The 22134-nt window shown below is 68.2% G+C and carries 18 protein-coding genes and 2 pseudogenes; 12 read left to right on the top strand and 8 right to left on the bottom strand.

Annotated features, from left to right (window positions below; genetic code table 11):
- Positions 1-30: 30 nt before the first annotated feature.
- The 4 genes and pseudogenes from KXC43_RS40160 to KXC43_RS40175 form a co-directional block, all read right to left on the bottom strand.
- Positions 31-2898, bottom strand: coding sequence for a toll/interleukin-1 receptor domain-containing protein (locus KXC43_RS40160; protein WP_221381497.1), 2868 nt, complete (start codon positions 2896-2898; stop codon positions 31-33).
- 326 nt (positions 2899-3224) lie between these two features.
- Positions 3225-4063: pseudogene (locus KXC43_RS40165) on the bottom strand (IS5 family transposase).
- 320 nt (positions 4064-4383) lie between these two features.
- A complete protein-coding gene (locus KXC43_RS40170; protein WP_221381498.1) occupies positions 4384-5100 on the bottom strand; it encodes an HAD family hydrolase in 717 nt (238 codons plus the stop codon).
- A 643-nt stretch (positions 5101-5743) separates the two neighbouring features.
- Complete coding sequence (locus KXC43_RS40175; RefSeq protein ID WP_221381499.1) at positions 5744-6442, bottom strand: hypothetical protein; 699 nt, start codon at positions 6440-6442, stop codon at positions 5744-5746.
- A 194-nt stretch (positions 6443-6636) separates the two neighbouring features.
- Here KXC43_RS40175 and KXC43_RS40180 point away from each other — a divergent pair, with 194 nt between their 5' ends.
- A complete protein-coding gene (locus KXC43_RS40180; protein ID WP_221381500.1) occupies positions 6637-7335 on the top strand; it encodes a hypothetical protein in 699 nt (232 codons plus the stop codon).
- A complete protein-coding gene (locus KXC43_RS40185; protein ID WP_221381501.1) occupies positions 7332-7664 on the top strand; it encodes a hypothetical protein in 333 nt (110 codons plus the stop codon). Before KXC43_RS40180 ends, KXC43_RS40185 begins: the two co-directional genes overlap by 4 nt.
- Positions 7665-7959: 295 nt before the next feature.
- Here the strand turns inward: KXC43_RS40185 and KXC43_RS40190 are convergent, their stop codons facing one another.
- Positions 7960-8256 carry an Lrp/AsnC ligand binding domain-containing protein gene (locus KXC43_RS40190; protein ID WP_221381502.1) on the bottom strand — a complete coding sequence of 99 codons (297 nt, stop codon included), beginning with the start codon at positions 8254-8256 and terminating at the stop codon, positions 7960-7962.
- 165 nt (positions 8257-8421) lie between these two features.
- Here KXC43_RS40190 and KXC43_RS40195 point away from each other — a divergent pair, with 165 nt between their 5' ends.
- The 7 genes and pseudogenes from KXC43_RS40195 to KXC43_RS51770 all read left to right on the top strand — a co-directional run.
- On the top strand, positions 8422-8586 hold the full coding sequence (locus KXC43_RS40195) for a hypothetical protein (RefSeq protein ID WP_221381503.1): 165 nt from the start codon (positions 8422-8424) through the stop codon (positions 8584-8586).
- A complete protein-coding gene (kdpF, locus tag KXC43_RS40200; protein WP_221381504.1) occupies positions 8586-8675 on the top strand; it encodes a K(+)-transporting ATPase subunit F in 90 nt (29 codons plus the stop codon). The genes KXC43_RS40195 and kdpF overlap by 1 nt, the downstream gene beginning before the upstream one ends.
- Positions 8675-10321, top strand: a complete 1647-nt coding sequence (gene kdpA, locus KXC43_RS40205; protein ID WP_221381505.1) for a potassium-transporting ATPase subunit KdpA — start codon at positions 8675-8677, stop codon at positions 10319-10321. The genes kdpF and kdpA overlap by 1 nt, the downstream gene beginning before the upstream one ends.
- Positions 10318-12456 carry a potassium-transporting ATPase subunit KdpB gene (kdpB, locus tag KXC43_RS40210; protein ID WP_221381506.1) on the top strand — a complete coding sequence of 713 codons (2139 nt, stop codon included), beginning with the start codon at positions 10318-10320 and terminating at the stop codon, positions 12454-12456. Before kdpA ends, kdpB begins: the two co-directional genes overlap by 4 nt.
- A gap of 47 nt (positions 12457-12503) precedes the next feature.
- Positions 12504-13370, top strand: coding sequence for a potassium-transporting ATPase subunit C (locus KXC43_RS40215; protein WP_221381507.1), 867 nt, complete (start codon positions 12504-12506; stop codon positions 13368-13370).
- A 131-nt stretch (positions 13371-13501) separates the two neighbouring features.
- A complete protein-coding gene (locus tag KXC43_RS40220) occupies positions 13502-15982 on the top strand; it encodes a DUF4118 domain-containing protein (RefSeq protein ID WP_221381508.1) in 2481 nt (826 codons plus the stop codon).
- Positions 15979-16137 (top strand): annotated as a pseudogene (locus tag KXC43_RS51770) (response regulator); the annotation flags it as partial. The gene KXC43_RS40220 and the pseudogene KXC43_RS51770, both read left to right, overlap by 4 nt.
- Positions 16138-16506: 369 nt before the next feature.
- Here KXC43_RS51770 and KXC43_RS40230 read toward each other — a convergent pair.
- On the bottom strand, positions 16507-17436 hold the full coding sequence (locus KXC43_RS40230; protein ID WP_221381510.1) for an ankyrin repeat domain-containing protein: 930 nt from the start codon (positions 17434-17436) through the stop codon (positions 16507-16509).
- 205 nt (positions 17437-17641) lie between these two features.
- Between KXC43_RS40230 and KXC43_RS53370 the strand changes: the two genes are divergently transcribed.
- On the top strand, positions 17642-17887 hold the full coding sequence (locus KXC43_RS53370) for an endonuclease domain-containing protein (RefSeq protein ID WP_221381511.1): 246 nt from the start codon (positions 17642-17644) through the stop codon (positions 17885-17887).
- Positions 17888-18193: 306 nt separating this feature from the next.
- Here KXC43_RS53370 and KXC43_RS40240 read toward each other — a convergent pair whose 3' ends face one another.
- Positions 18194-19486: an outer membrane protein assembly factor BamB family protein gene (locus tag KXC43_RS40240; RefSeq protein ID WP_221381512.1), complete on the bottom strand. Its 1293-nt coding sequence runs from the start codon at positions 19484-19486 to the stop codon at positions 18194-18196.
- Positions 19487-19905: 419 nt separating this feature from the next.
- Here KXC43_RS40240 and KXC43_RS40245 point away from each other — a divergent pair, with 419 nt between their 5' ends.
- Both KXC43_RS40245 and KXC43_RS40250 read left to right on the top strand, forming a co-directional pair.
- Positions 19906-21066 carry a hypothetical protein gene (locus KXC43_RS40245; RefSeq protein ID WP_221381513.1) on the top strand — a complete coding sequence of 387 codons (1161 nt, stop codon included), beginning with the start codon at positions 19906-19908 and terminating at the stop codon, positions 21064-21066.
- A 4-nt stretch (positions 21067-21070) separates the two neighbouring features.
- Positions 21071-21502 (top strand): DUF6232 family protein, encoded by a 432-nt coding sequence (locus KXC43_RS40250; RefSeq protein ID WP_221381514.1) that lies wholly within the window; start codon positions 21071-21073, stop codon positions 21500-21502.
- A gap of 194 nt (positions 21503-21696) precedes the next feature.
- On the opposite strand, the gene KXC43_RS53675 is transcribed toward KXC43_RS40250, so the two are convergent.
- Complete coding sequence (locus tag KXC43_RS53675) at positions 21697-22059, bottom strand: DUF72 domain-containing protein (RefSeq protein ID WP_498370580.1); 363 nt, start codon at positions 22057-22059, stop codon at positions 21697-21699.
- Positions 22060-22134: the final 75 nt, after the last annotated feature.

Here is a 22134-nt window from a genome sequence, read left to right on the forward strand (position 1 = left end):
GGTGCAGCCACAAATGCTTCCTCCCCATGATCAGTCGATCATGTTTGAGAAGCTCCACGAAAGCGGGGGGAACTCACGTGTGCACTCCAGCGACGCGGGCGCTTCCGTGCCGGCATGTTCCCGCCACTCGCTGACGGCAAGGCTGCGGTTCGCCGTTTCGCATGCCTGCCGCATCCACTCGGCCGGCGAGAGCTGCCATCGTTGTAGCTGGCCGGGGAAGTCGGTGTCGAGGTTGCTCCCGATTGCGGCCACCATCGCCTTCCCGTTGCCGGAGAACGCGATGGACGTCGCGAGGCCCGACTCGGGCGGGCTCAGGTCCAGCGACCCTATGGTGGTGCCGGTACGGCTGTCCTTGACCACCACGGTGTCGTCACCGCGGTGCTGCACGAACAGCTCGTCCTGATTGCTGATCGCGAACACGCTCAGAGTGTCCGGATCGTTGGCGACAGTGCGGACGATCCGACCCGCGTCGACGTCCCAAAGGTTGACTACGTTGGTTGTTTGGCGTTGCACGGCGAGTTTGTCGCCGACGAAGGTGATGCTGTTAGCGGCCAGGTAGGAGTCGGTGGCACGCTCCTGCGGCGACCGGGCCGCTATGATTCGGACGTCGTCGGTGTCGATCGTCGCCACGGCTACCCCGTCGGTGGTGATCACCGCCGCGCGTGTTCCGTCCGCGCTGATGGCTCCGATGCCTCCACCCGGGTCGATCTCCGGATCTCCCTCAGGCAACGTGTCGATACGTCGCAGCAGCTCGCCGGTACGGGTGTCGTGGACTTCGATCGTGTTGGTGGCGTCGACAACCACAAGACGGGTGCCGTCATCTGTCACCCGCACCGCCTTCGTCCTAGAGACGCCGCTGTCGACTGGGAAGGCCACAGCAGGGGCGGGCAGCGGCAGATCGGCCGGGGATCCTCTGACCAAGAGGCGGTTGTCGGGGGTCCAAGCGACTCCGCCGCCCGTCGTGATCGGAGCACTCGGCGTGCCGGGCACACCGTCGAAGCGGTGAATGCGTAAACCGTCGCCGGCCTCTGCGGACACGACTACTGCGGTCGCGTCATGGTTGGCCGTAATGGTGACCGGGGCGCACCCGGTGCACGGCGACAACACCGATGTTGTGGTTCGTTTCGCTATCCGGTTCAGCTGGTTGGTGTCCCACAGCGCAACCGACGAGCCGGCGCCGGAGATCAGGTGTGAAGAGTCGCCGAGGAAGGCGAGTGTGTCGGGGTTGATCGATGCGTTGCCGGTCAACGCGAGTGGGGCTCTGCGAGTGCCGCCGGCTGCGACGACGGCGGATACGTAAATGGTGCCGTTGCTGGCGGTGGCGGCTCGTTTGCCGTCGCGGGACAGCGCGAGCGCGGTCGGGAAACGGCCGACGCTGGCAGCTTCGCGGTGGTGATCGGTTGTGGCGGCGCTCAGGGCTCGGGTCTGCCAGATCGGAAGCCAGTCGGCGCCATTGGTGTAGGTCACCAGGCTGCCGTCGGGTGAGATCGCGGCTGCGGAGTTTTGCACGCCGAAACCGGCTGAGCCGATGGCAGACCGAGTGAGCGTGGGAAGGGTGCGCCGTTCCCAGTTGCCGTAGCCGCTGTCGAATAGCACGAGCTGCTGGTCAGTCGGGGCCATGATCTCGTTCCAGCCGCCGGTGTCGGTGGTGTCTACCGACCGAGTTGTTCCTCGATCAAGATCGATCATGGTGAGACGGCCGGGCGGCTCAAATGTGTCCGCGACGACTGAGTGCACGATGGCCGTCGTTCCCGACGGTGTCGCCGCCACCACCGGGTCGCTGTGACCGGGCGGGACAGTGATGTCATGTATGCCGGAGTCGGCCGCCCAGGCCACTGCTCGGGACTGATCGGCAGCGACGACGGTGCCGCCGTCGGCGCTGAGCGACAAGCTTCGTATTTCTCCGGGCAGGTCGGCGAGCTGCTGCGCCCTGGCGCCGGTGAACGGCCAGCGCATCACCCGTCCGTCCGCCGTGCCTGCAACGACGATCTTGCCGTCGCGGGAGCCGGCAACCCGCGTGACCTCAGCACCGGCGTGCAGGTACCGCACCAAGGAGGGGCTGGCGGTCATCGCGCGTAACAACCCGGCCTGGGTTTGCGGTACGGGATCGAGCCGGTACGCCTCAGCGGCCAGCAGCTGCGCCAAATCCAGCTGGCTGTCGAGATTGGCTACCGCAGCGGACGCCAGAGCCCGGGCGGAGGCGATCCGGGCCTGATCGAGGGCCGTGCGGCGCTGGCTGACCGCGATGACGGCGGCCACCACTACCAGCACCAGCAGCACGCACAACGCGATGACCGCCCCGGCGCGCTGCCGTCGCGCACGACGATGCAGCGTGATGTGCTCGCCCACAAGTAGATCCAGGTCCACGCCCCGGACCGGCGCGGCGATCTTCGCAACGTTTTGCAGCAGGTCAGGATTCGCGGCGTCCAAGCGGCCGGTCGTGGTCAGGCTTCGGACGTCGACCCACAGCGGCTCGGCGTCGAACATCTTCAGAGCGGCGGGTGGAAGCGCCGTGGTGAGCGCGCGATCCCAGCCCTTCAGGCCGTCACTCCAATGCAAAACACCCTTCGTCAACGCGATGATCACGTGATCGGGAGACCTGTTCTCGTCCCACCAGGCGACTTCCCGATTGACCCATTCCGATGAGGCAGCTTCGGGGGAAGCTAGCAGCACGAAGTACCGCGACGACTCCAGCGCCGCGATGATCGACTTTGTCAGGTTGTGGCCGGCGGACAGGCTTGTGTAGTCACGGAAGACACGCAGACTTCGCGGCCGATACCACGCAGTAGCAAACCGCTCCAACGAACCCTGCAGCGTTCTGGCCAGCTCACCGTTGACCGCATGGCTGTACGACATGAACGCGTCATACCGGTAGTCGGTGGCGGTGTCAGGGGACACGAAGGCTCCGATCAGCTCATCGCCGCGTTCAGCATCGTCACGGACTAAGCAGTGTCCGACAACGGTCGTCCGGAATGCATCGTCCTAACGGGCGACCGGCGCGAACGCCGCGTCGCAAGAACTCCCATGGACCTCGGACAGCGGCAAGGCAGGTGCCGTGTCGGCGGAGCCGCTGACGTGCCCAGGGCTCGGCTGCCGGCCGCACGGCGCGGATATGCCGGCAACACTGCCCTTCATCGCGTAGCGGGAGTAGACCCCTGCCACCAATAGAACGGATAGCGGCGACCTGAGCCCGGCACATGCCGGCCATCGTTCGCGGCTCAAGACTAGAGCGAATCTGACGGATCATGGCGGCGGTCGGGTCGTGCGCGGAGCCAGATCATGATCGAGGCGATGGTCACGGTGGCGTGGTACCGGTCTTTGAGCTTGTCGTAGCGTGTGGCGACGGCCCGGAACTGCTTGAGCCGGTTGAAGGCGCGTTCGATCTGGTTGCGGTCCCTGTACCGCTCGGCGTCGAAGTTCGGTGGCCGCCCACCGCGGTTTCCTCGGCGGGCCCGACCGGCAATGACGTCATCGCGTTCCGGGATCGTGTGTGGGATCCGGCGTGCTCGCAGGGATTGGCGGTTGGCGCGGGAGCCGTAGGCCTTGTCCGCGGTCAAGTGGTCGAGACGTTTGCGGGGCCGGCCTTGGCCGGCGGGCCGGGCGATGCTGACGGCGTCGAGCAGCGACACCAGTTCCTTGGTGTCAGCGGCCTGACCTGCTGTGATCCGGGTGACCAGGCTGCGGCCGCGTCCCTCGGCGAGCAGATGCAGTTTGGTGGTCAGGCCGCCCCTTGAGCGGCCGATCCCTTGTGCTGCCCGCGATTCGGCCGGGCTCAGCCCCCTTTGCGGGCACCGGATGCGTTCTGGTGGGCACGCACGACGGTGGCGTCGGCCTGGGCCCGCCAGTCCAGATCGCCGGCGGCGTCCGCGTCGGTCCGCAGCCGCTGCGCGATGCGGTCCCAGGTGCCGTCCTGTTCCCATTGGGAGAACCGGTGATAGACCGTCTTCCAGGGCCCGTAGCGGTCCGGGACCTGATGCCACTTCGCGCCGTTCTCCGTGCGCCACAAAATCCCGTTGATCACCTGCCGGTGATCACGCCACCGGCCACCACGCTGCGGATCCATGCTCGGCAGCCACGGTTGCAGACGTTCCCACTCCGGATCGGTCAAATCACCAGCCACGACAACCGCAACGATCGATCATGGCCACGCGTGATGATCCGTCAGATTCGCCCTAGAGTGGAAGCCACATCGGCGATAAGGCTGCGAGCCTTGGGACCGCCGCCAACCACAGCCGCTGAGCCGGATCCTGCGACCCGTCCGATCCGCCGGGCGGGAATCATCGCGGCATCGCTCGAGCTCCGCGTGCCCGCGAACGTCTGGCGCGGTGGCGGACTGCGTCTGTCGTGCTGGAGCGGATGGCTGCCTGAGTAACGCGCGGACGGTTATGCGCCGCTCGTGAGGGAGCCGACCGCAGCAAGAACCTCGTCTGGATCGAGACGATCAAGGATCACGTCAGGATGATGAGCGGCCAGCTCGTCGCTTCCGGCTCTATGAGCGACGACCACGACCCAGAAGCCGCCGTGCCGGGCACAGGCGATGTCGTTGGGAGCGTCCCCGATGACGACTGCCTTGGCCGGATCCAGCTGGCGGCCATAGACCTCGGAGTACCGACTCGCTACTACCGCGGGCAACTCGAAACGATCACGAGCATCCGAGCCGAAACCACCGATTCGTAGATCGAGGTACTCGTCAAGCTCCGACACTGCCAGCTTGACCTCGGCGGCCGAACGGACATTTCCGGTCAGTACCGTCTGAACAAAGCCACCATGATGTAGTGCCGCGATGCTCGCCTTGGCACCCTGATACGGCGGCTGCACCTCAGCGAGCTCTTGGCGGCCCTCGTACATGACCGCGGCGATGGCTTCGTGGAACTGCGGTATGCCGGCTTCAGCCCTCAAGGTGTCGATCCCCGAGGCGATCGCGGTGTCAACGACGATGGACTCGTCTGTGTACCCGTGCACCTTCTTATCGGGGAAGACGACATCGGACTCTGTGATGCCGTACGTGCGAGCGGTGGCTCGGGTCAGCCATCGAAGGTCCGCAGGGATCAGGGTCCCATCGACGTCCCAGATGACCAGACCAGCATCGCCATCACTCATAGGTTCATCGTCCTACATCAGCTAGCGCCCGGAGCATGCGCTGACCGGCGCCGCCCCACAGCATCGAGGGGGCAGAGCGGTGTCGGAACTTCGTCGGAGAGAGTCTTTGGGTGCCCCGGTAGTGCAGACGGTCCCCACGGGCCCGATCACCCTGCGTACACGCGATCATTAAGCCACTCTGAGCGTAGATGCGCGGATCTAGCCGATGAGAGCGCACTCGATCAGGTCCCTGATCTGTGCGGACAAGCCACCGACGACGCCGATATACGTCGGGCCGGAAAGGCGTACGCGAATCGCGCACCAGCGTCCGCTCACGGGACAGCGTGTGGCCGGGGTGTGCCTGTAGCTTTCCCCCATGGTGTGGACTCGACGGCTCGCCCTCGCCGGGATTCTCTGGTGTGCCGGGCTGTTGGTGGCCACAACGCTGCCCGGTGGCCTTTCGTGGCCCATGCCCGTTGTTGTGTTGTCAGCGGGACTGCCAGTGCTGCCGGGTCTTGTCGCCGTCCTGGTGGCAGGCACAGGCCAGGCTAGCTTGAAGGCCGGGACCCGTGCTGGTAAGGCCAAGGCATTGGGGCGTCTGGTCCGCGAAGCGCTGCCGGTTTGGCTGCTGGTCGCGAGTGGGCTTCTGTTCGCCGGGTTCTGGTTAATCGCAGTTCTCGCCCTGACTGGCTCGCCAGGTGTGGCGGAGGAGCAGGCCGGAACCTACGTTGTCAACAACAACGGTGAAACGACTGTCATCAGCGAGGCGGAGTATCTGACCTTGCGGGCGAAGGAGTCGCGGCTCGTAGTCGCATTGGCTGCCTGCAGCGGCGTCGGCGTTGCCGTCATCTCCACCGCTCTGCTTCGCCGGCAAGCCGGCGAGGCGGTACATCCGTAGGGAGGCGCTATTGGACCGTACTAATCGGGGCGTTGCCGCCTCTGGCTGCCGGTGGGCCACGTTGAGGGCTGCATCGGTGAACGGCCGACCCAACCGCTCCGTCGAGACGAGAGGTCCAGACCCAGCGTCGCTCATGCAGTGAGTACTACTGCTTCGGGGATCGGCGTGGGGTATGCGCTGGCGCTTCTCAGTTTCTGTATCGGCGCGAATGCCGCGGTCGCCGCCGGCGATCGCGGCAGCCGCGGGGAAGGCCACGACGACCTCGATCACGAGGAGCACCGCGACCGCGCTGAGCAACCACCCGAACGGCAGATCGGGCCGCCGGTCGAGGAGGAGCGCGCCCGCCACTCCGTACGAGATCATCGTGCTCATGGGGTTCGCCCAGGCCGGCAGCTGATCGTGGCCGGTGGGCACTGCCCGGCCGGACGATGCCCACACCGTCAGGAACACCGTGCCGACGAACACAGCGACCAGCGTCGCCGCCGCCCAATGGCCGGCGCCGAACCTGGCTGTAACAGTTCGCGTGACGATGAGCCGAGCATGCCGCTGCGCCGACCGGCTGCGCAATGGCCGTTGTTCCCGGCGGTCGGGAGCATCTCCCGGGACGCCGGGAACCGGCGCTCTGGTCCAGGGGCGACGGCCGGCCACAGGCTGATGCCATGACTACTTCCATGAAGTCCGAACGAGCCGGGAACGCGACAGCCGTGCGCCCACCCGGCACCGACCTGAGACGGTTCGGCCTCGCCGCGGGCGCGCTGCTCGCGCCCTGGTTCATCCTCGCCTGCAACGTCGGCTGGGCGACAGCGCAGGCCGACGGTGCGAGCGACGCGACCGGCGCCGACTCGCTGGCCGCCGCTGCGGCCCATCCGGACCTGCTGCACAACGTCGTCCTCTTCGGCATGATCGGCGCACTGCTGATGATTCCGGCGGCGCTCGGCGCGGCCCGGATCGCCGGAGCCGGGCGGCTCTCCTTCATCGGCGGCACGCTGGTCGCCGCCGGCTACGTCTGCTACCTGGCCGTGCTGATGTCCGACCTCACCACCCTCGCGATGGTTCGCGTCGGCGGCCCGATGGCCGACTTCGCCCAGGTGCTCGACACCAGGCAGGAGTTCGCCGCCGGCACGTGGGTCTTCCTGCTGTTCGTCCTCGGCAACATCGTCGGGACGTTCCTGCTCGGACTCGCGCTGTGGCGCTCCCGGGCGGTCCCCCGATGGGCCGCCGCCGCGATCATGGCCTGGCCACTGCTGCACATCACCGGCCTGCTGGCCGGGACCGAATGGATCGAGGTGGCCGGAGCCATCGTGCAGGGTGCGGGGTTCGCCGCCGTCGGGGTCCAACTGCTGCGGGGGAAATCGTGAAGATAATTGCGTACGCGACCGCCACCGTCACCGTCCTGATGGCATTGCTGAACCTGCCGTTCGCCTTCGACGGAGACGTCGCCGCGCCGCTCGGACGGGTGGTCACGCTGCTGGGCGCGGCCGGTCTCGTCGCAGCCGTGGGGCTGGTCCGCCGAGCACCGTGGGCGGCGTGGGCCGTCGCCGCCGTCGCCGCCCTGAACATCGCCGGCGCACTGGTCGCCCTGGTGTCGGACCGCGAGGGTGCCCTCATCGGACTGACCGTGAGCATCTGCGGCCTGCTTCTCGCGGCGGCCTGCCTCAGGACCACGGCCCGGCAGGCGTCGGCCTGATCACAAGTGCCGGGGTGCCGCGGGCGCGGCACCCCGGCGTTTCGTCGTCCCCTTTCCCGGGCCCTCCCGGCAGACCTCAGGTTTGCCGCTACCCCTGGCCGCTCGACCCTGCGGCCGAGGTAGCACGCGATCGTCTCCGCGCTGACCCGTAATCGGGAGGAGTACATCGAACAGGCCACGATCACATGCCCGAGCTGCATTGGCTGCTCGGATACCCGTTCGCGTTGACCCTGATGACAGTCAGCGGTGTCGTGCTGCACCGGATATTCAAGCGACGTAATTGGCTCTGACACCGTCAGCTGATTGCGGCCAAGCTCATTTTGCGCAACACCATGTGGGTGTCGGCGTCCTGAGCGCCGCCGAGCAGTCGCAGGTCGGCGACGGCTCGGTGCAGCTCGCGCATGCTGGGCGCGGACAGCAGCACGACGGCGTCGATGTCCGCCGCGATCCACCAGGCCGCGGCGACGTACGGCTGAGCGCGCAGGTGATCGAGCAGGTGGCTACCCGCGACAGTGGTCCTGAGCCGGACGCAGACAATCGCCTCGTGCCGGACGTCCTCTGCGTCCGGCTGGGCGCCGGGAAAATTGGTCATGGCTGCAGGTATACGCCCCGCTGGTCTCCTCCGGCGCTCTTTTAACGGCTTTGATGCAAGGCTCGGGCCGATGTTGACGCCGCAATTACGGCTAACTCTCAGTGGCGGCTGTCACCGTCCCCGTAAAAAGGGCGTTAACGAATGGCCGATGGGCGTAGTCATCGCGTGAATGCCGATGACAAAGGGTTTCGGTGCGCCGATGCTTCATCCCGAAGCAACACCACACATTCCTCGTCTAGGAGTCCTACCGTGGCTGATCTCGTGTTCGTCGTGATCACGGTGGCGCTGTTCGCAGCGCTCGCCGTGCTGATCAAGGCGGTCGAACGCTGATGAGCGCCGTCAACGTCATCGGCCTGGTCGTGGCCGTTCTGCTGGCCGCCTTCCTAGTCGCAGCCCTGCTCTTCCCGGAGAAGTTCTGATGGCCGGCTGGATCTTCGTCATCACCCTGGTAATCGCGCTGATCGCGGTCTACCGGCCCTTCGGCGATTACCTGTACCGGGTCGTCACCGGTAAGCGGAACAACGTCGTCGAGCGCGGTGTCTACCGTCTCGTCGGTGTCGACCCGGCCACCGAGCAGACCTGGGGCGTCTATGCCCGCAGCGTCCTCGCCTTCTCGGCCGTCTCGATCCTGTTCCTGTTCATGTTCCTGCGTCTGCAGGACAAGCTGTGGCTGTCGCTCGGCATGCCGAACATGAACAGCCACGTCTCGTGGAACACCGCGGTCAGCTTCGTCTCCAACACCAACTGGCAGGCGTACGCGGGTGAGTCCGCGCTGGGCCACCTGGTCCAGATGGCCGGCCTGGCGGTGCAGAACTTCGTGTCCGCGGCCGTCGGCATCGCGGTCGCCGTCGCCCTGATCCGCGGCTTCGCCTCGCGCGGGCGCAGCGAGCTGGGCAACTTCTGGGTCGACCTGACCCGGATCACCGTACGGGTTCTGCTGCCCGTGGCCGCGATAGCCGCGCTGATCTTCATGATCGGCGGGGTGGTGCAGAACCTGTCCGGCGGCACCGACGGGACCACGTTGACCGGGGCCGCGCAGCACATCACCGGCGGTCCGGTGGCCACGCAGGAGGCAATCAAGCTGCTGGGCACCAACGGCGGCGGCTTCTACAACACCAACTCGGCCCACCCGTTCGAGAACCCCGCCACCTGGACCAACTGGATCCAGATCTTCTTGATCCTGCTGATCCCGTTCAGCCTGCCCCGGGTCTTCGGCCGCATGGTCGGGCAGAACCGGCAGGGCTACGCGATCGTCGCGGTCATGGCCGTGCTGGCCATCACCTCGACCGCGCTGACCGTCGGCTTCGAGCTGCACGGGGCCGGCACGGTGCCGCAGGCGGTCGGTGCGGCGATGGAGGGCAAGGACGTCCGGTTCGGCATCCCCGACTCGGCAGCCTTCGCCGCGGCGACGACCCTGACCTCGACCGGCGCGGTCAACTCGTTCCACGACTCCTACACCGCCCTCGGCGGCATGATGCCGATGGTCAACATGATGCTCGGCGAGGCCGCCCCCGGCGGCACCGGCTCGGGTCTGTACGGCCTTCTCATCCTGGCGATCATCACGGTCTTCGTGGCCGGTCTCATGGTCGGGCGGACCCCGGAATACCTGGGCAAGAAGATCGGCGCCCGCGAGATGAAGTTGGCCTCGTCGTACTTCCTGATCACCCCGGCTTTGGTGCTGATCGGCACGGCCGCCGCCTTCGCCACGGGCAACAACTCGACGGCCCTCAACGTGGGGCCGCATGGTCTCTCGGAAGTCCTGTACGCCTTCACGAGCGCGTCGAACAACAACGGCTCGGCGTTCGGCGGCATCACGGTGAACACGCCGTGGTGGGACACCGCGCTGGGGCTGGCCATGCTGCTCGGCCGCTTTCTGCCGATGGTGCTGGTGCTGGCCCTGGCCGGCTCACTGGCGCGGCAGAAGGCCACGCCTGAGTCCGAGGGCACTCTGCCCACTCACCAACCCCTGTTCGTCGGGCTGGTTGTCGGCGTCACCGTCGTTCTGGTCGCGCTGACCTTCCTGCCCGCTCTCGCTCTCGGACCCATCGCGGAGGGCCTGTCATGACCACCCCCACCCTCGAGAAGCCTCAAACCGAGGCAGCCGGACCGGCCGGTGACCGTAAGGTCGGCGGCGGCCTGCTCGACCCGAAGCAGTTGTGGCAGTCGCTGCCGGCGGCAGCCAAGAAGCTCGACCCGCGCTTGATGTGGCGCAACCCGGTCATGTTCATCGTCGAGATCGGCGCGGTCTTCACCACCGTCCTGTCGATTGCCGACCCGAGCGTGTTCGCCTGGATCATCACGGTCTGGCTGTGGCTCACGGTCGTCTTCGCGAACCTGGCCGAGGCGGTAGCCGAAGGCCGCGGCAAGGCGCAGGCGGCGGCGCTGCGGGCGTCCAAGCAGGACATGGTCGCCTTCCTGCAGGACGGCCGCGAGATCCCGGCCACCGAGCTGAAACTCGGCGACGTGGTCGTCGTCGTGGCCGGGCAGACCATCCCCGGTGACGGCGATGTCATCGAGGGCATCGCCAGCGTCGACGAGTCGGCCATCACCGGCGAATCGGCCCCGGTGATCCGCGAGTCGGGCGGGGACCGCTCGGCCGTCACCGGCGGCACCAAGGTGCTCTCCGACCGGATCGTCGTCAGGATCACGCAGAGGCCGGGCGAGAGCTTCGTCGACCGCATGATCGCCCTGGTCGAGGGTGCGAACCGGCAGAAGACCCCGAACGAGATCGCGCTCAACATCCTGCTGGCCGCGCTGACGATCATCTTCCTGCTGTCGGTGGTGACCCTGCAGCCCCTCGCAATCTTCTCGAAGGCCTTCAACGCGGCGGCGCCGGACACGCTGGCCATCGACGCCTACGGCGTGACCGGGATCGTGCTGGTCTCGCTGATCGTCTGCCTCATCCCGACCACCATCGGGGCCTTGCTCAGCGCCATCGGCATCGCCGGCATGGACCGCCTCGTGCAGCGCAACGTCCTGGCCATGTCCGGCCGCGCGGTCGAGGCCGCCGGCGATGTCAACACGCTGCTGCTCGACAAGACCGGCACCATCACCCTGGGCAACCGGCAGGCGGCCGAGTTCGTCCCGGTAGACGGGGTCACCGCGACCACGCTGGCCGACGCCGCCCAGCTGTCCAGCCTGGCCGACGAGACACCGGAGGGCCGCTCGGTAGTCGTCCTGGCCAAGAACAACTTCGGCCTGCGCGAGCGCGAGCCCGGCCTGATGCCGAACGCGACCTTCGTACCGTTCACCGCGCAGACCCGGATGAGCGGTGTCGACCTCGCGGCCGACGGCGAGCAGCCGGCCCGCGAGGTCCGCAAGGGCGCGGCTTCCGCGGTCATGAAGTGGGTGCGGCAGAACGGCGGGCACCCGACCGAAGAGGTCGGCGGCATCGTCGACGCGATCAGCGGCAGTGGCGGCACCCCGCTGGTAGTGGCCGAGTTCGTGGCCGGTCAGCCGGCGCGGGCGCTCGGCGTCATCCACCTCAAAGACGTCGTGAAGGCCGGCATGCGGGCCCGCTTCGACGAGATGCGCAAGATGGGCATCCGCACCGTCATGATCACCGGCGACAACCCGCGTACCGCCAAGGCGATCGCCGATGAGGCCGGCGTGGACGACTTCCTGGCCGAAGCCACACCCGAGGACAAGCTCGCGTACATCAAGAAGGAACAGGAAGGCGGCCGGCTGGTCGCGATGACCGGCGACGGCACCAACGACGCGCCGGCCCTGGCCCAGGCGGACGTCGGTGTGGCCATGAACACCGGCACGTCGGCCGCCAAGGAGGCCGGCAACATGGTCGACCTCGACTCCGACCCGACCAAATTGATCGAGATCGTCGAGATCGGCAAGCAGTTGCTGATCACCCGGGGCGCGCTGACGACGTTCTCAATCAGCAACGACATCGCCAAATACTTTGCCATCATCCCGGCGATCTTCGCGGCAGTGTATCCGGGCCTCGACACGCTGAACGTGATGCGGCTGCACTCGCCGGGCTCGGCGATCCTGTCCGCGGTCATCTTCAACGCGCTGGTCATCGTCGCGCTGATTCCGCTGGCCCTGCGCGGTGTGCGTTACCGCCCGTCGAGCGCCTCGGCGTTGCTGCGGCGCAACCTGTGGATCTACGGCCTCGGCGGCATCATCGTGCCGTTCGCCGGCATCAAACTCATCGACCTCCTCGTCCAGTTCATCCCCGGGATCTGACATGCCCAGTCCAACCACCTCGCTCGCCACCCTGAATCGGAATTGACATGCGACTTCCGGCCTGGCTCGGCCAGCACCTCGCGGCGCTGCGGGCGCTGCTCGTCCTCACCGTCCTACTCGGACTCGCCTACCCACTCGCCTTCGTCGCCCTCGGTCGGGTTCCCGGCCTCGACGGCAAGGCGGACGGCTCGCTGATCACCGTCGGTGACAAGACCGTCGGCAGCAGCCTGATCGGCCAGGCCTACACCGACGCCGACGGCAACCCGGTTCCGAAGTACTTCCAAAGCCGCCCGTCAGCTGCGGGCGACGGCTACGACCCCACCGCCACCTCGGCCGGCAACCTCGGCCCGGAAAGCGTCGTCGACACGCTCTCCGACGACCCCGAGGTCGCGTCGCAGAGCCTGCTGACCCAGGTCTGCGAGCGCAGCCTGGCGGTCGGCAAGCTCGAGGGCGTCGACGGCAGCCGGCCCTACTGCACGCCCGACGGGGTCGGCGCGGTGCTCGCCGTCTTCTACCGCGACGGCCTCACCGGACCGGTCACGCGCGCCGTATCGGTCAACCAGACCGGTGACCCGTTCGTACAGACCTACGCCGGTGTGACCGTCGAACCCGCGAAGAACGGCGAGGACTACCAGGCGCTCGGCGGGGTCATCACCCCGATCCGCGGCAACGCCCCGTCCTCGCCTGCTGTGCCGGCCGACGCGGTCACGGCGAGCGGCAGCGGCCTCGACCCGAACATCAGTCCGGCGTACGCCGAGCTGCAGGCACCGCGAATCGCCCGGGAACGCGGGTTCACGGAGGCCCGGGTGCGCCAGCTCATCGAGGAGCACACGGACGGACGGGCGCTCGGCTTCCTCGGCGAGCCCGCCGTCAACGTCCTCCAGCTGAACCTGGCCCTCGACGGCGAGCAGTAGCAAACCCACAGTGGGACTGGGCAAGTCCCCATCGCGGGTGGGCCGAGCCTTCCGGGCGCGTCAGCGCCAGGCTCGGCCCACCCCGGACACAACATCCTGGTCATATTTCGGGGCTTGAGAGAGCGGAACACATGGCACGCGGAGAACTGCGGATCTTTCTCGGCGCCGCACCCGGGGTCGGCAAGACCTACACCATGCTCGAGGAGGCACACCGGCGCGCCGAGCGCGGCACCGACGTCGTGATCGGCTTGGTCGAAACGCATGGCCGCAAGCACACGCAGGCCATGATCGCCGACCTCGAGGTGGTGCCGCGCCGCACCGTCGAATACCGCGGGGCTGAGTTCACCGAGATGGACCTCGACGCCCTGGTGGCCCGCCGTCCCGAGCTGGCCGTCGTCGACGAGCTCGCCCACACCAACGTGCCCGGATCGAAGCACGCCAAGCGCTGGGAAGACGTCAACGAGCTGCTCGACGCCGGGATCGACGTGCTGACCACGGTCAACATCCAGCACCTGGAGTCCCTCAACGACGTGGTCGCCCAGATCACCGGGGCTCAGCAGCGCGAGACCGTGCCCGACGCCGTGGTGCGCGCCGCCGAGCAGGTCGAGCTGGTCGACATGACCCCGGAGGCACTGCGCCGGCGCATGGCCCACGGCAACATCTACAAACCGGAGAAGATCGACGCCGCCCTGGGCAACTACTTCCGTACCGGGAACCTCACCGCACTGCGGGAGCTGGCCCTGCTGTGGCTGGCCGACAAGGTCGAGGAGCAGCTCGACAAATACCGCGCCGACAACCGCATCAGCGCCACCTGGGAGACCCGGGAACGCATCGTGGTGGCCCTGACCGGCGGCCTCGAAGGCGACACCCTGATCCGCCGGGCCGCGCGGATCGCCGCCCGCGACAAGGGCGCCGACCTGATGGCCGTCCACGTCACCCGCAACGACGGGTTGGCCGGAGCCGACCCGGCCGTGCTGGCGCGGCAAAGGGTCCTCGTCGAAAGCCTCGGCGGCACCTACCACCAGGTGGTCGGAGCGGACGTGCCGCGCGCGCTGCTCGACTTCGCGGGCGCGGTCAACGCGACCCAGATCGTGCTGGGCGCATCGAGCCGCGGCAAGCTCGCCCAGCTGTTCGCGGCCGGCGTCGGTGTCACCACGACAGCCATGTCCGGCTCGATCGACGTGCACCTGGTGACCCACGAACGCGCCGCGCAGGGCCGCCGGGCCCGACGCATGCCCGCTGCCCTGTCCCGGCGCCGCCGGATCGCCGGGTTCCTGACTGTGGTGCTCGGGTTTCCGGCTCTGACCGCCGTCTTGGAGGTCGGCCCGTCGCTCTCGCTGATCAACGACATCTTGCTTTTCCTGGCCGCCGTCGTCGGCGTCTCACTGATCGGCGGGCTGTGGCCGGCATTGCTCGCCGCGGTGGCCGGCTCGCTGTTGCTCAACTGGTATTTCGTCCAGCCGTACCGCCGGTTCACCATCGCCGAGGGCGACAACCTCCTGGCCCTTGCCATCTTCGTGGTAGTGGCGCTCGCGGTGAGCTGGGTCGTCGACACCGCCGCCCGCAGGACAAGGCAGGCCGCGGCCGCCTCGGCCGACGCCCAGACCCTGGCTACCGTCGCCGGCGGTGTGCTGCGCGGCGAGCGCCCACTCATGGCACTGCTCGAGCGGCTGCGGGAGACGTTCACCCTCGACTCGGTAACGCTTCTCGACCACGGAGCCGTCGCCGCTCACGTGGGGGAGGCCTGCACCAGGGCCCGGGACGCCGACGTCGAGGTCAAGGTCGACGACACCATGACCATGCTGCTGCGCGGCCGTCCCCTGGAAGCCTCCGACCGGCGCATCGTGGAGGCGTTCGCCGCCCAAGCCACCGTCGCCCTGCGCCAGGAACGCCTCGCCGCCGAAGCAGCAGCCGCCAAACCGCTGGCCGAGGCCGACCGGATGCGCACCGCCCTGCTCGCCGCGGTCAGCCACGACCTGCGCACCCCGCTGGCCTCCGCCAAGGCCGCCGTGGCCAGCCTACGCAGCGAAGAAGTGCACTTCGACGAGAGCGACCGCCGGGAACTTCTGGCCACCGCCGACGAATCCCTCGACCGCCTCGTCCGGCTGGTCACCAACCTGCTCGACATGAGCCGGCTGCAGGCCGGCGCGCTCGGCGTCAACGCCGTCGACCTCGGCGCCGAGGACGCCGTGCCCCGCGCCCTCGATGAGCTCGGGCCGGAGGGCCGCAAGGTCGCCGTGCACATCCCCGACGACCTGCCGCCGGTACACGCCGACCCTGGCCTGCTCGAACAGATCCTCATCAACCTGGTCGCCAACGCCCTGCGCTACAGCCCGGCCGACGAACCGCCGGCCATCACGGCCAGCACCCTCGGCAGCACGTTGGAACTACGCATCATCGACCACGGCCCCGGGATCCCCGAAGACCGCTGGGACTACGTGTTCCTGCCCTTCCAGCGCCTCGGCGACCGCGACAACCACACCGGCGTCGGCCTTGGCCTCGCGCTGTCCCGCGGCCTCACCGAGGCGATGGGCGGCACCCTCGTCCCCGAACACACCCCCGGAGGGGGACTCACCATGATCCTCACTCTGCCCACCGGGCGCACCGCATGACCCGCATCCTCGTGGTCGACGACGAGCCGCAAATCGTCCGCGCCCTGCGCATCAACCTGCGAGCCCGCAACTACGACGTCGACACCGCCCCGAACGGCACGAGCGCGCTGCAAGCCGCTTCGCGCCAGCACCCGGACCTGATCGTGCTCGACCTGAAGACCGAGGGCTATGGCGGCCATCCGATGAAGGTCTACGTCCATCGCCGTCGGCCCGAGCAAATGTCCGCCTGGTTGCGCGACGCAGGTTTCACGGTCAACGCGCAGATGGTCCTCGGTCCAGATGAGAGCTCTCCGGGAGCAGTCCTCATCGCACACCTGACACCCGGTAACTGATCTGAGGCACCGCTGGACGTCCACCTGGGGCCGCGGATGCCGGGGAGTTGGTGGCCAATCGTTTCCTGAGATTCCACTGAGGCCTCTCAGTGCGCTCGTACCGGCACGCCGCCGGCACCCGACACGGTGCGCGCCGCCCGGCAGGCACCAATCACTGCCGCAGCACGGCCAGTATCATTGGCGCATGGCACGTTAGTTGATTGAGACTGCCCACCAGTCGCGGGCGGGCAGCCGTACCCATCGGTCCGGCTCGGTGAACGGGCGGGCGTCGGCGGGATGTACGCCGGCGTAGGCGCAGCAGTACCCGATGGCGTGGTGCTGGTACAGGAAATCTCGCAGGATCTCGGCAGTGGGTGCGTCGGCCTCGGACCATCCGCCGCCCGGATGCAGGTCCCACCCGGTGATGACACCGTCGTGCACCGCCGCGCCCTGATTGCCGCTCTTCGGGTTGGCGTACATGCCGTAGCACACCGTGCCGGCCGACAGCAGCAGCGCGACCAGCGGCATAGAAGCGCCGTACGCCCATGGCTGGCTGACGATGCAGCCTCCGGACACGTCGGTGACGCCGACGGTGCGGATCGACTCTTCGTCGGTGGCGTTCCACATGTCCTCGACGTCGATGTCATCCCCGACCACCGTGGCGTCCAGGCGCCGTACCGCCTCGGCGGCGTCGATGTTGGCCACACAGCACAGGCTCATGCCCTCGCCGTACATGTCGGCGAGCGCACCGATGAGCCCGCGCGCCTCAGCGACGGCGGCGGCCTCGGCCTCCGTCAGCGTCGCAGTCGTGTCGAACAGCTCTGGCGTCGCCCCGGCACGGCTCAGCCGCGCCGGTGACCATCCGGACATCATCGGCCGCTCGGGGTCCGCCCCGGCGGCCACCAGAGCGCGGGCGTTGTCGGGCTTGCCGGCATGGACGGCGAGCCAGAGCGCGGTGCGTCCGTCGTCGACGGCGTCCACGTCGTCAACGAGCCGCGCCAGCTCCGTCACCACCTCGGCCGAGCCGTCCCGCGCCGCGTGGTGCAGCGGCCGCCCGTGCCCGCCCCAGAGGGTGTTCGGGTCTGCGCCGGCCGCGAGCCGTTCCTGCACGAGGGCGAGGTCCGACCACGACCTGTATCCCATCCGCGACCAGCCGACATCCGTCATCATTGCCTCCCGATGTCCCCCGGACCGGATCAGAGTATGAGACGGCAGACGGATGCACACACCGGATGAGCGAAGCGGTACTGCAGCCAGTGCCGTAGCCACCGCTCAGCCGGCCGACCGTTGGCTGTGCTACTCCTGATGCGTCGACCACGACCACAACTGATGCCCGCACGAGCCGACCGTGAAGAACCCGACCTGCGGCAACTGCACGCGCGGATTGCTGTGCCGTCGGTGCAATTCCGCCCTGGGCCAACTCGCCGACGACCCTCAGCGACTGGAACGAGCCCTTCAGTACCTGCTCGACACCCGGGCTCGAACCAGCGTTCCACTGCTGTCCGCGTGCTCGCAGGGACAGCCGGAATCCAGGCGTTCTTCCTTCGCTCGGGCTTCCGGATCTTGCGCGGTCGTAGCGCCCTTTTGGCCGTGAACCACGCGCCGCCGTCATAGCGGGTCTGCGACTTCGGTCGGCTGCTTGATCAGGTGTCCCGCCTGACACGTGAAGCCTCACGGGTTGCGGACGTACTTCGCTTGCGGCCGACCGCGATGCCGTCGCGGCGCAGCTACCGGTGCACCCGGCCGGCACCATAGGTGAAGCCGCGGGCTTTCCAGATCTCAGCGCCGGCACCGCTCGTCGGGTACTTCTTCGGTGCTGCGACGGATGCTTCCCCTCATGACCAGGCGATCATGCTTGAAAGGCTCCACCAAACCGGGGAACTCAGCGACGTTGCGGGGGTCAATCAACGGCGGTGACGGTCAAGGTGTCCCCGCGCGGGCAGATCAGGTAGCCGGACACACCCTGGCAGCTCTGCTCGGCGAGCCGGTCAACCGTGCCGAGGGCGGTCTGCCGGCCATCAGCCAGGTCAAGGCGGTTCACGGCGGTGCGATCATGGGGCCTGCCCGTGGCGCGCAGCAGGATCAGTGAACCGGCCGGGCCGGCCACGAACGCCTCCTGGCCACCGAGCGGACGGCCGATCGTGCGGCCGGTGGCCGCGTCGACCAGGACCGTTGTGGCCGAGGCCAGATTGGCGGCGGCGGAGAGCAGCAAGCGGTCGGCGCCAAGATTCCACACGAACCGCATGTCGTCGCGCCGCCAGGTCTCACGACCGGTAGCGGGATCGCGGCCGGCCACACCACGCACACCGGCCGTGCAGATCAACGGGCCGCAGCCGGTGACGTAGCCGATCAGCTCGTCGGACAACCACAGCCGGCGCAGGTCGGCGGCGTGGTAGATGGTGGCAGCGGTCTGGGCGGACGCTGTGCGGATCACCACCAGTTGGGCGCCGACCGGGAAGAACGTCGCGGAATACACCCCGTTCCAGGGGATGCGGCTGCGATGGCGTACGGCGCCGTCGTCGTAGTTGTAGACGGTGGCGTCGCCGGTGGCGGTCATCGTGATGATCGACGTGGGCCGGGCACCTTCGGTGATGGTTGTCCATTCCTCGGCCGGGGTTATCGACCGTCGCCATACCTGGTGGCCGTCGCGTAGCCCGACCAGGCGCAGGCCGGTGGTCGCACCGGACTGGCTGGTCTCGGCGAGCAGCACGCCGCTACCCAGCGGCGACGACGAGGAGGCGCCGGCGGCCTGCCAGAGCTGTGTGCCGGTTGCCGCGTCGAGCGCGATCGTGCGGGGCCCCGGCGCAGAGGGGGTCGAGCCGATCGGTGGCGGGCCGGTGGTCACCAGCACGACATCTCCGGCGGGCCGGATACCGTACGCGTCGCCGGTCGGCGTGCTCCATCGCAGGCGGCCGGTGTGCAGGTCGAAGGCGACAACCTCGGCCGGCCCGGAAGGACTGCTGCGATTCAGGTAAACAGTCCGGCCGTCCACAGCCACGGTGTCACTGGGCTGCAGCGCCGTCGTCCAGAGCGGCCGCACCAGGGACGGCGCCGGCGGCGTCGAGGCGGTCATCGCGGCCAGACCGAGCGCGGTCAGAACGACCAGCGCCAGCCGGCGCAGCCGCGGCAGGTTCACCGGCGCGGCAGCTGCCCCGGTGGCAGCCTCTGCGTTACCGAGGTCAATCAGAGTCATCGTCAGCCGACCAACGTCACCGCGCACGCGTCCCGCATCTTGTAAGCAAGATAGCTCGATGGCGTGGTTGCCGGCTCGTGCAGCAACATCTGCCGGACACGTTAACCCCATTTGGTGTTCCAGCCGTGGGTCGGTCGGCGCCCGGGCGTGCGGGTGGTCTTTGTCAGCGGGGGCGGTCTCGTGGTGGTCGACCGATTGCCGGCTCTCAGATCTGTCGGCCGGTGTAGCGCGGTTGGCCGGGTCGCCGCGACCGTCCGCGAAGCGAGGTTTCACTTGACATCGATCAAGGGCCTGCGAGGGTGGCGGATCTGAGCGACCGCCCGAAGTCCGGCGGTGCCGAGACTGGAGTTGCAAACCCGGCATGACCCCTTCCGGACGTCGACGATGCTGACTGCCCGGCGTACCCATATCCTGGGTTGATGTTCCGCCGTAAGAGGGTTGTTCAGGATGTGGTCGTTGCCGACAGCATGCGCCGGTTCTTCGACAGGCTGAAGGCAAGCGACCGGGCTGTTCCCGAGTTCGTGGCCCATCGGTACGGTCAGCACCTGTTCGGGCGGCCCGGCGATCTGCTTTCCGACGAGCTGTCGCGGTCCCGGTACTACGTCGGTCTCTCGACCGGGGACAGCACACACAGCTTCGCCGACCTGACCCGGCGCGCCACCCTGGTGGCCGACACCCTGCTGCTGGCCCACGATCGCACGGCGCGCTACCACGAGATCGGCGTGCAGACCCGGCACACGACGCTCGATCTGGAGGACTCCCACATCCCGTTTCTGGGCGCCGCCCCGTCGGCGGAGTTGGCCATGGGAATCGCCGCCGGGCAGTCCCTGTCCCGCCCGGATCTGGAGCGGCGCAACAGCGTGAACACCGCCTTCGGCATGCACTGCCCCGACCTGCGCGCGCTCGGCACCTGGATCCTGGACGCGGAGCCGCTGCTCAGGGCGGGGCTCACCTGGTACCTGCCGAGCTACTCACTGAACAAGTACACGACGGTCGAGGGAGTCCGTCACGACTCACGCGAGCCGGCCGTGGAGACCAAAAAGGCCCTCGACTACCTCATCAGGGACGGCCGGGCGGTGGACGCGTCCGGCGCCGATCCGATCAAGAGCAAGCTGGTCCGGCCCGTCCTGCACACCGAACTGCCGTTCCTGCAGGGCGTGAGCCTGCGCGACTTCAGCAAGATCACCGTCGACGAGTTCGGCTCGTTCGCCGCCTTCCGCGACTTCCTGCGGCTGACCCTGCTCGGGCTCGACGACGCCCTCAACGACGTCCAGTCCGAACGCGAGATGCTCAAGATCGGTCTCAAGATCAACGAAGAGGTACGGGCCATGCGCGCCGCGATGGTCGTGGCCCAGCGCAAACGGGCCCTCTCCGCCAGTGGCGCCGTGCTCGGGGCGGCCGGCACCGTGCTGCTCGCCGTCTACGGCCCGGCGCTGGCCACGGCCATCGCCGCCCTCGGCGCGAGCGGTGGGGTGTGGGGCTTCGTCAGCGCCATGAGCGAAGGCAGCACCACGGTCCTGCGGGAGAACAAGTGGTACTACGTGTGGGCGCTGGCCAACAGCAGCACGCGCGACGGGTGATCGGGTGCGGACCTACTACAGCGGCTCGGACGCGCTGGTCACCGCGACCACCCTGACGATCCGCCCGCCGAAGGGCCCCACGTACGCGCTGCGCGACCTCGACCCCGGGCATCTCACGATCGTCACGAACGAGAACTGGTTCGTGTACCTCTTCCCGGTGGCCTCGGTGGTCGTCTCGATGCTCTACGGGAGTCCCGTGATCGCCTACGAGTATGGGTGGCGGCCGTTCGCGATCTTGGTGTTCGTGGCGGCGGTGATCGGTGCCGCCGGCTGGGCGTGGTACTGGCGACATCGCAAGGATTACACCCTGGAGGGCGTCTACCGCGGAACCAGGACGTCGCTGCTGACGGTCAGCAACGAGGCAAGAGCCTTCCAGATCCGGTACGCGATCCGCGAGGCGATGGAGAATCCCACCGAACAGACGGGAGCCGGCTGAGCCCCTTTTTCGAAGTGGGCGCAGCTCAGGCCGGTTCGAAGTGGTGTTCTGCGCGAGTAAGTGCAGCAGTGCCTCGTTCACCGGGCCGGTCCCGTCCGTTCCTGGGCGGGCGAAGGCGGGGTTGGTCGCCAGGACGTCCGGGAAGGCGGCTCCCAGCAAGGCCGCGCCGGCGGCCGGACGGCACCCGCATCGAGTTATCGAGGGTCAGCGGACGCTTGGTGGACGCGCCGCCCGTCCGGTTGAACCAGTTGGCTGAACCGCCCGGCGTCGGCGGCGCGGGGCACGTTGTTGAACATGACGTACGCCGGGCCGGTGCCGACGGTGTCGGCGAGCTGCGCCAACTCGGCGTCCGTGTACACGTGGCGGGCGCCGGTGATGCCGTGCAGGCGGTAGTAGGCCATCGGCGTCAAGCTGGGGCGCAGGAACGGGTCGGCGGCGTGGGTCAGGTCCAGTTCCTCGCACAGATCCCGGACCACGTCGTCCGGCCAGGGGCCGCGCGGCTCCCACACCAGCCGGACGCCGTCGGGCCGGCGCGCCCGGGCGATGAACTCACGCAACCGCGCGATGGCGGGCTCGGTCGTCCGGAAGCTCGCCGGGCATCGGAGAAGGATCGCGGTCGCTCGCGGGATCGC

Origin of the sequence: Paractinoplanes polyasparticus, from assembly GCF_019710575.1 — a bacterium.
In the GTDB taxonomy this organism is placed as follows: domain Bacteria; phylum Actinomycetota; class Actinomycetes; order Mycobacteriales; family Micromonosporaceae; genus Actinoplanes; species Actinoplanes polyasparticus.

What these genes read in the sequence shown, in the direction of transcription:
- KXC43_RS40240 (WP_221381512.1), bottom strand. Translation starts at nt 19,486, where the DNA reads ATGACTCTGATTGACCTCGGTAACGCAGAGGCTGCCACCGGGGCAGCT.
- KXC43_RS40180 (WP_221381500.1), top strand. Translation starts at nt 6,637, where the DNA reads ATGACTACTTCCATGAAGTCCGAACGAGCCGGGAACGCGACAGCCGTG.
- kdpA (WP_221381505.1), top strand. Translation starts at nt 8,675, where the DNA reads ATGGCCGGCTGGATCTTCGTCATCACCCTGGTAATCGCGCTGATCGCG.
- KXC43_RS40215 (WP_221381507.1), top strand. Translation starts at nt 12,504, where the DNA reads ATGCGACTTCCGGCCTGGCTCGGCCAGCACCTCGCGGCGCTGCGGGCG.
- KXC43_RS40220 (WP_221381508.1), top strand. Translation starts at nt 13,502, where the DNA reads ATGGCACGCGGAGAACTGCGGATCTTTCTCGGCGCCGCACCCGGGGTC.
- KXC43_RS40245 (WP_221381513.1), top strand. Translation starts at nt 19,906, where the DNA reads ATGTTCCGCCGTAAGAGGGTTGTTCAGGATGTGGTCGTTGCCGACAGC.
- KXC43_RS40170 (WP_221381498.1), bottom strand. Translation starts at nt 5,100, where the DNA reads ATGAGTGATGGCGATGCTGGTCTGGTCATCTGGGACGTCGATGGGACC.
- kdpF (WP_221381504.1), top strand. Translation starts at nt 8,586, where the DNA reads ATGAGCGCCGTCAACGTCATCGGCCTGGTCGTGGCCGTTCTGCTGGCC.
- KXC43_RS40190 (WP_221381502.1), bottom strand. Translation starts at nt 8,256, where the DNA reads ATGACCAATTTTCCCGGCGCCCAGCCGGACGCAGAGGACGTCCGGCAC.
- KXC43_RS40230 (WP_221381510.1), bottom strand. Translation starts at nt 17,436, where the DNA reads ATGGGATACAGGTCGTGGTCGGACCTCGCCCTCGTGCAGGAACGGCTC.
- kdpB (WP_221381506.1), top strand. Translation starts at nt 10,318, where the DNA reads ATGACCACCCCCACCCTCGAGAAGCCTCAAACCGAGGCAGCCGGACCG.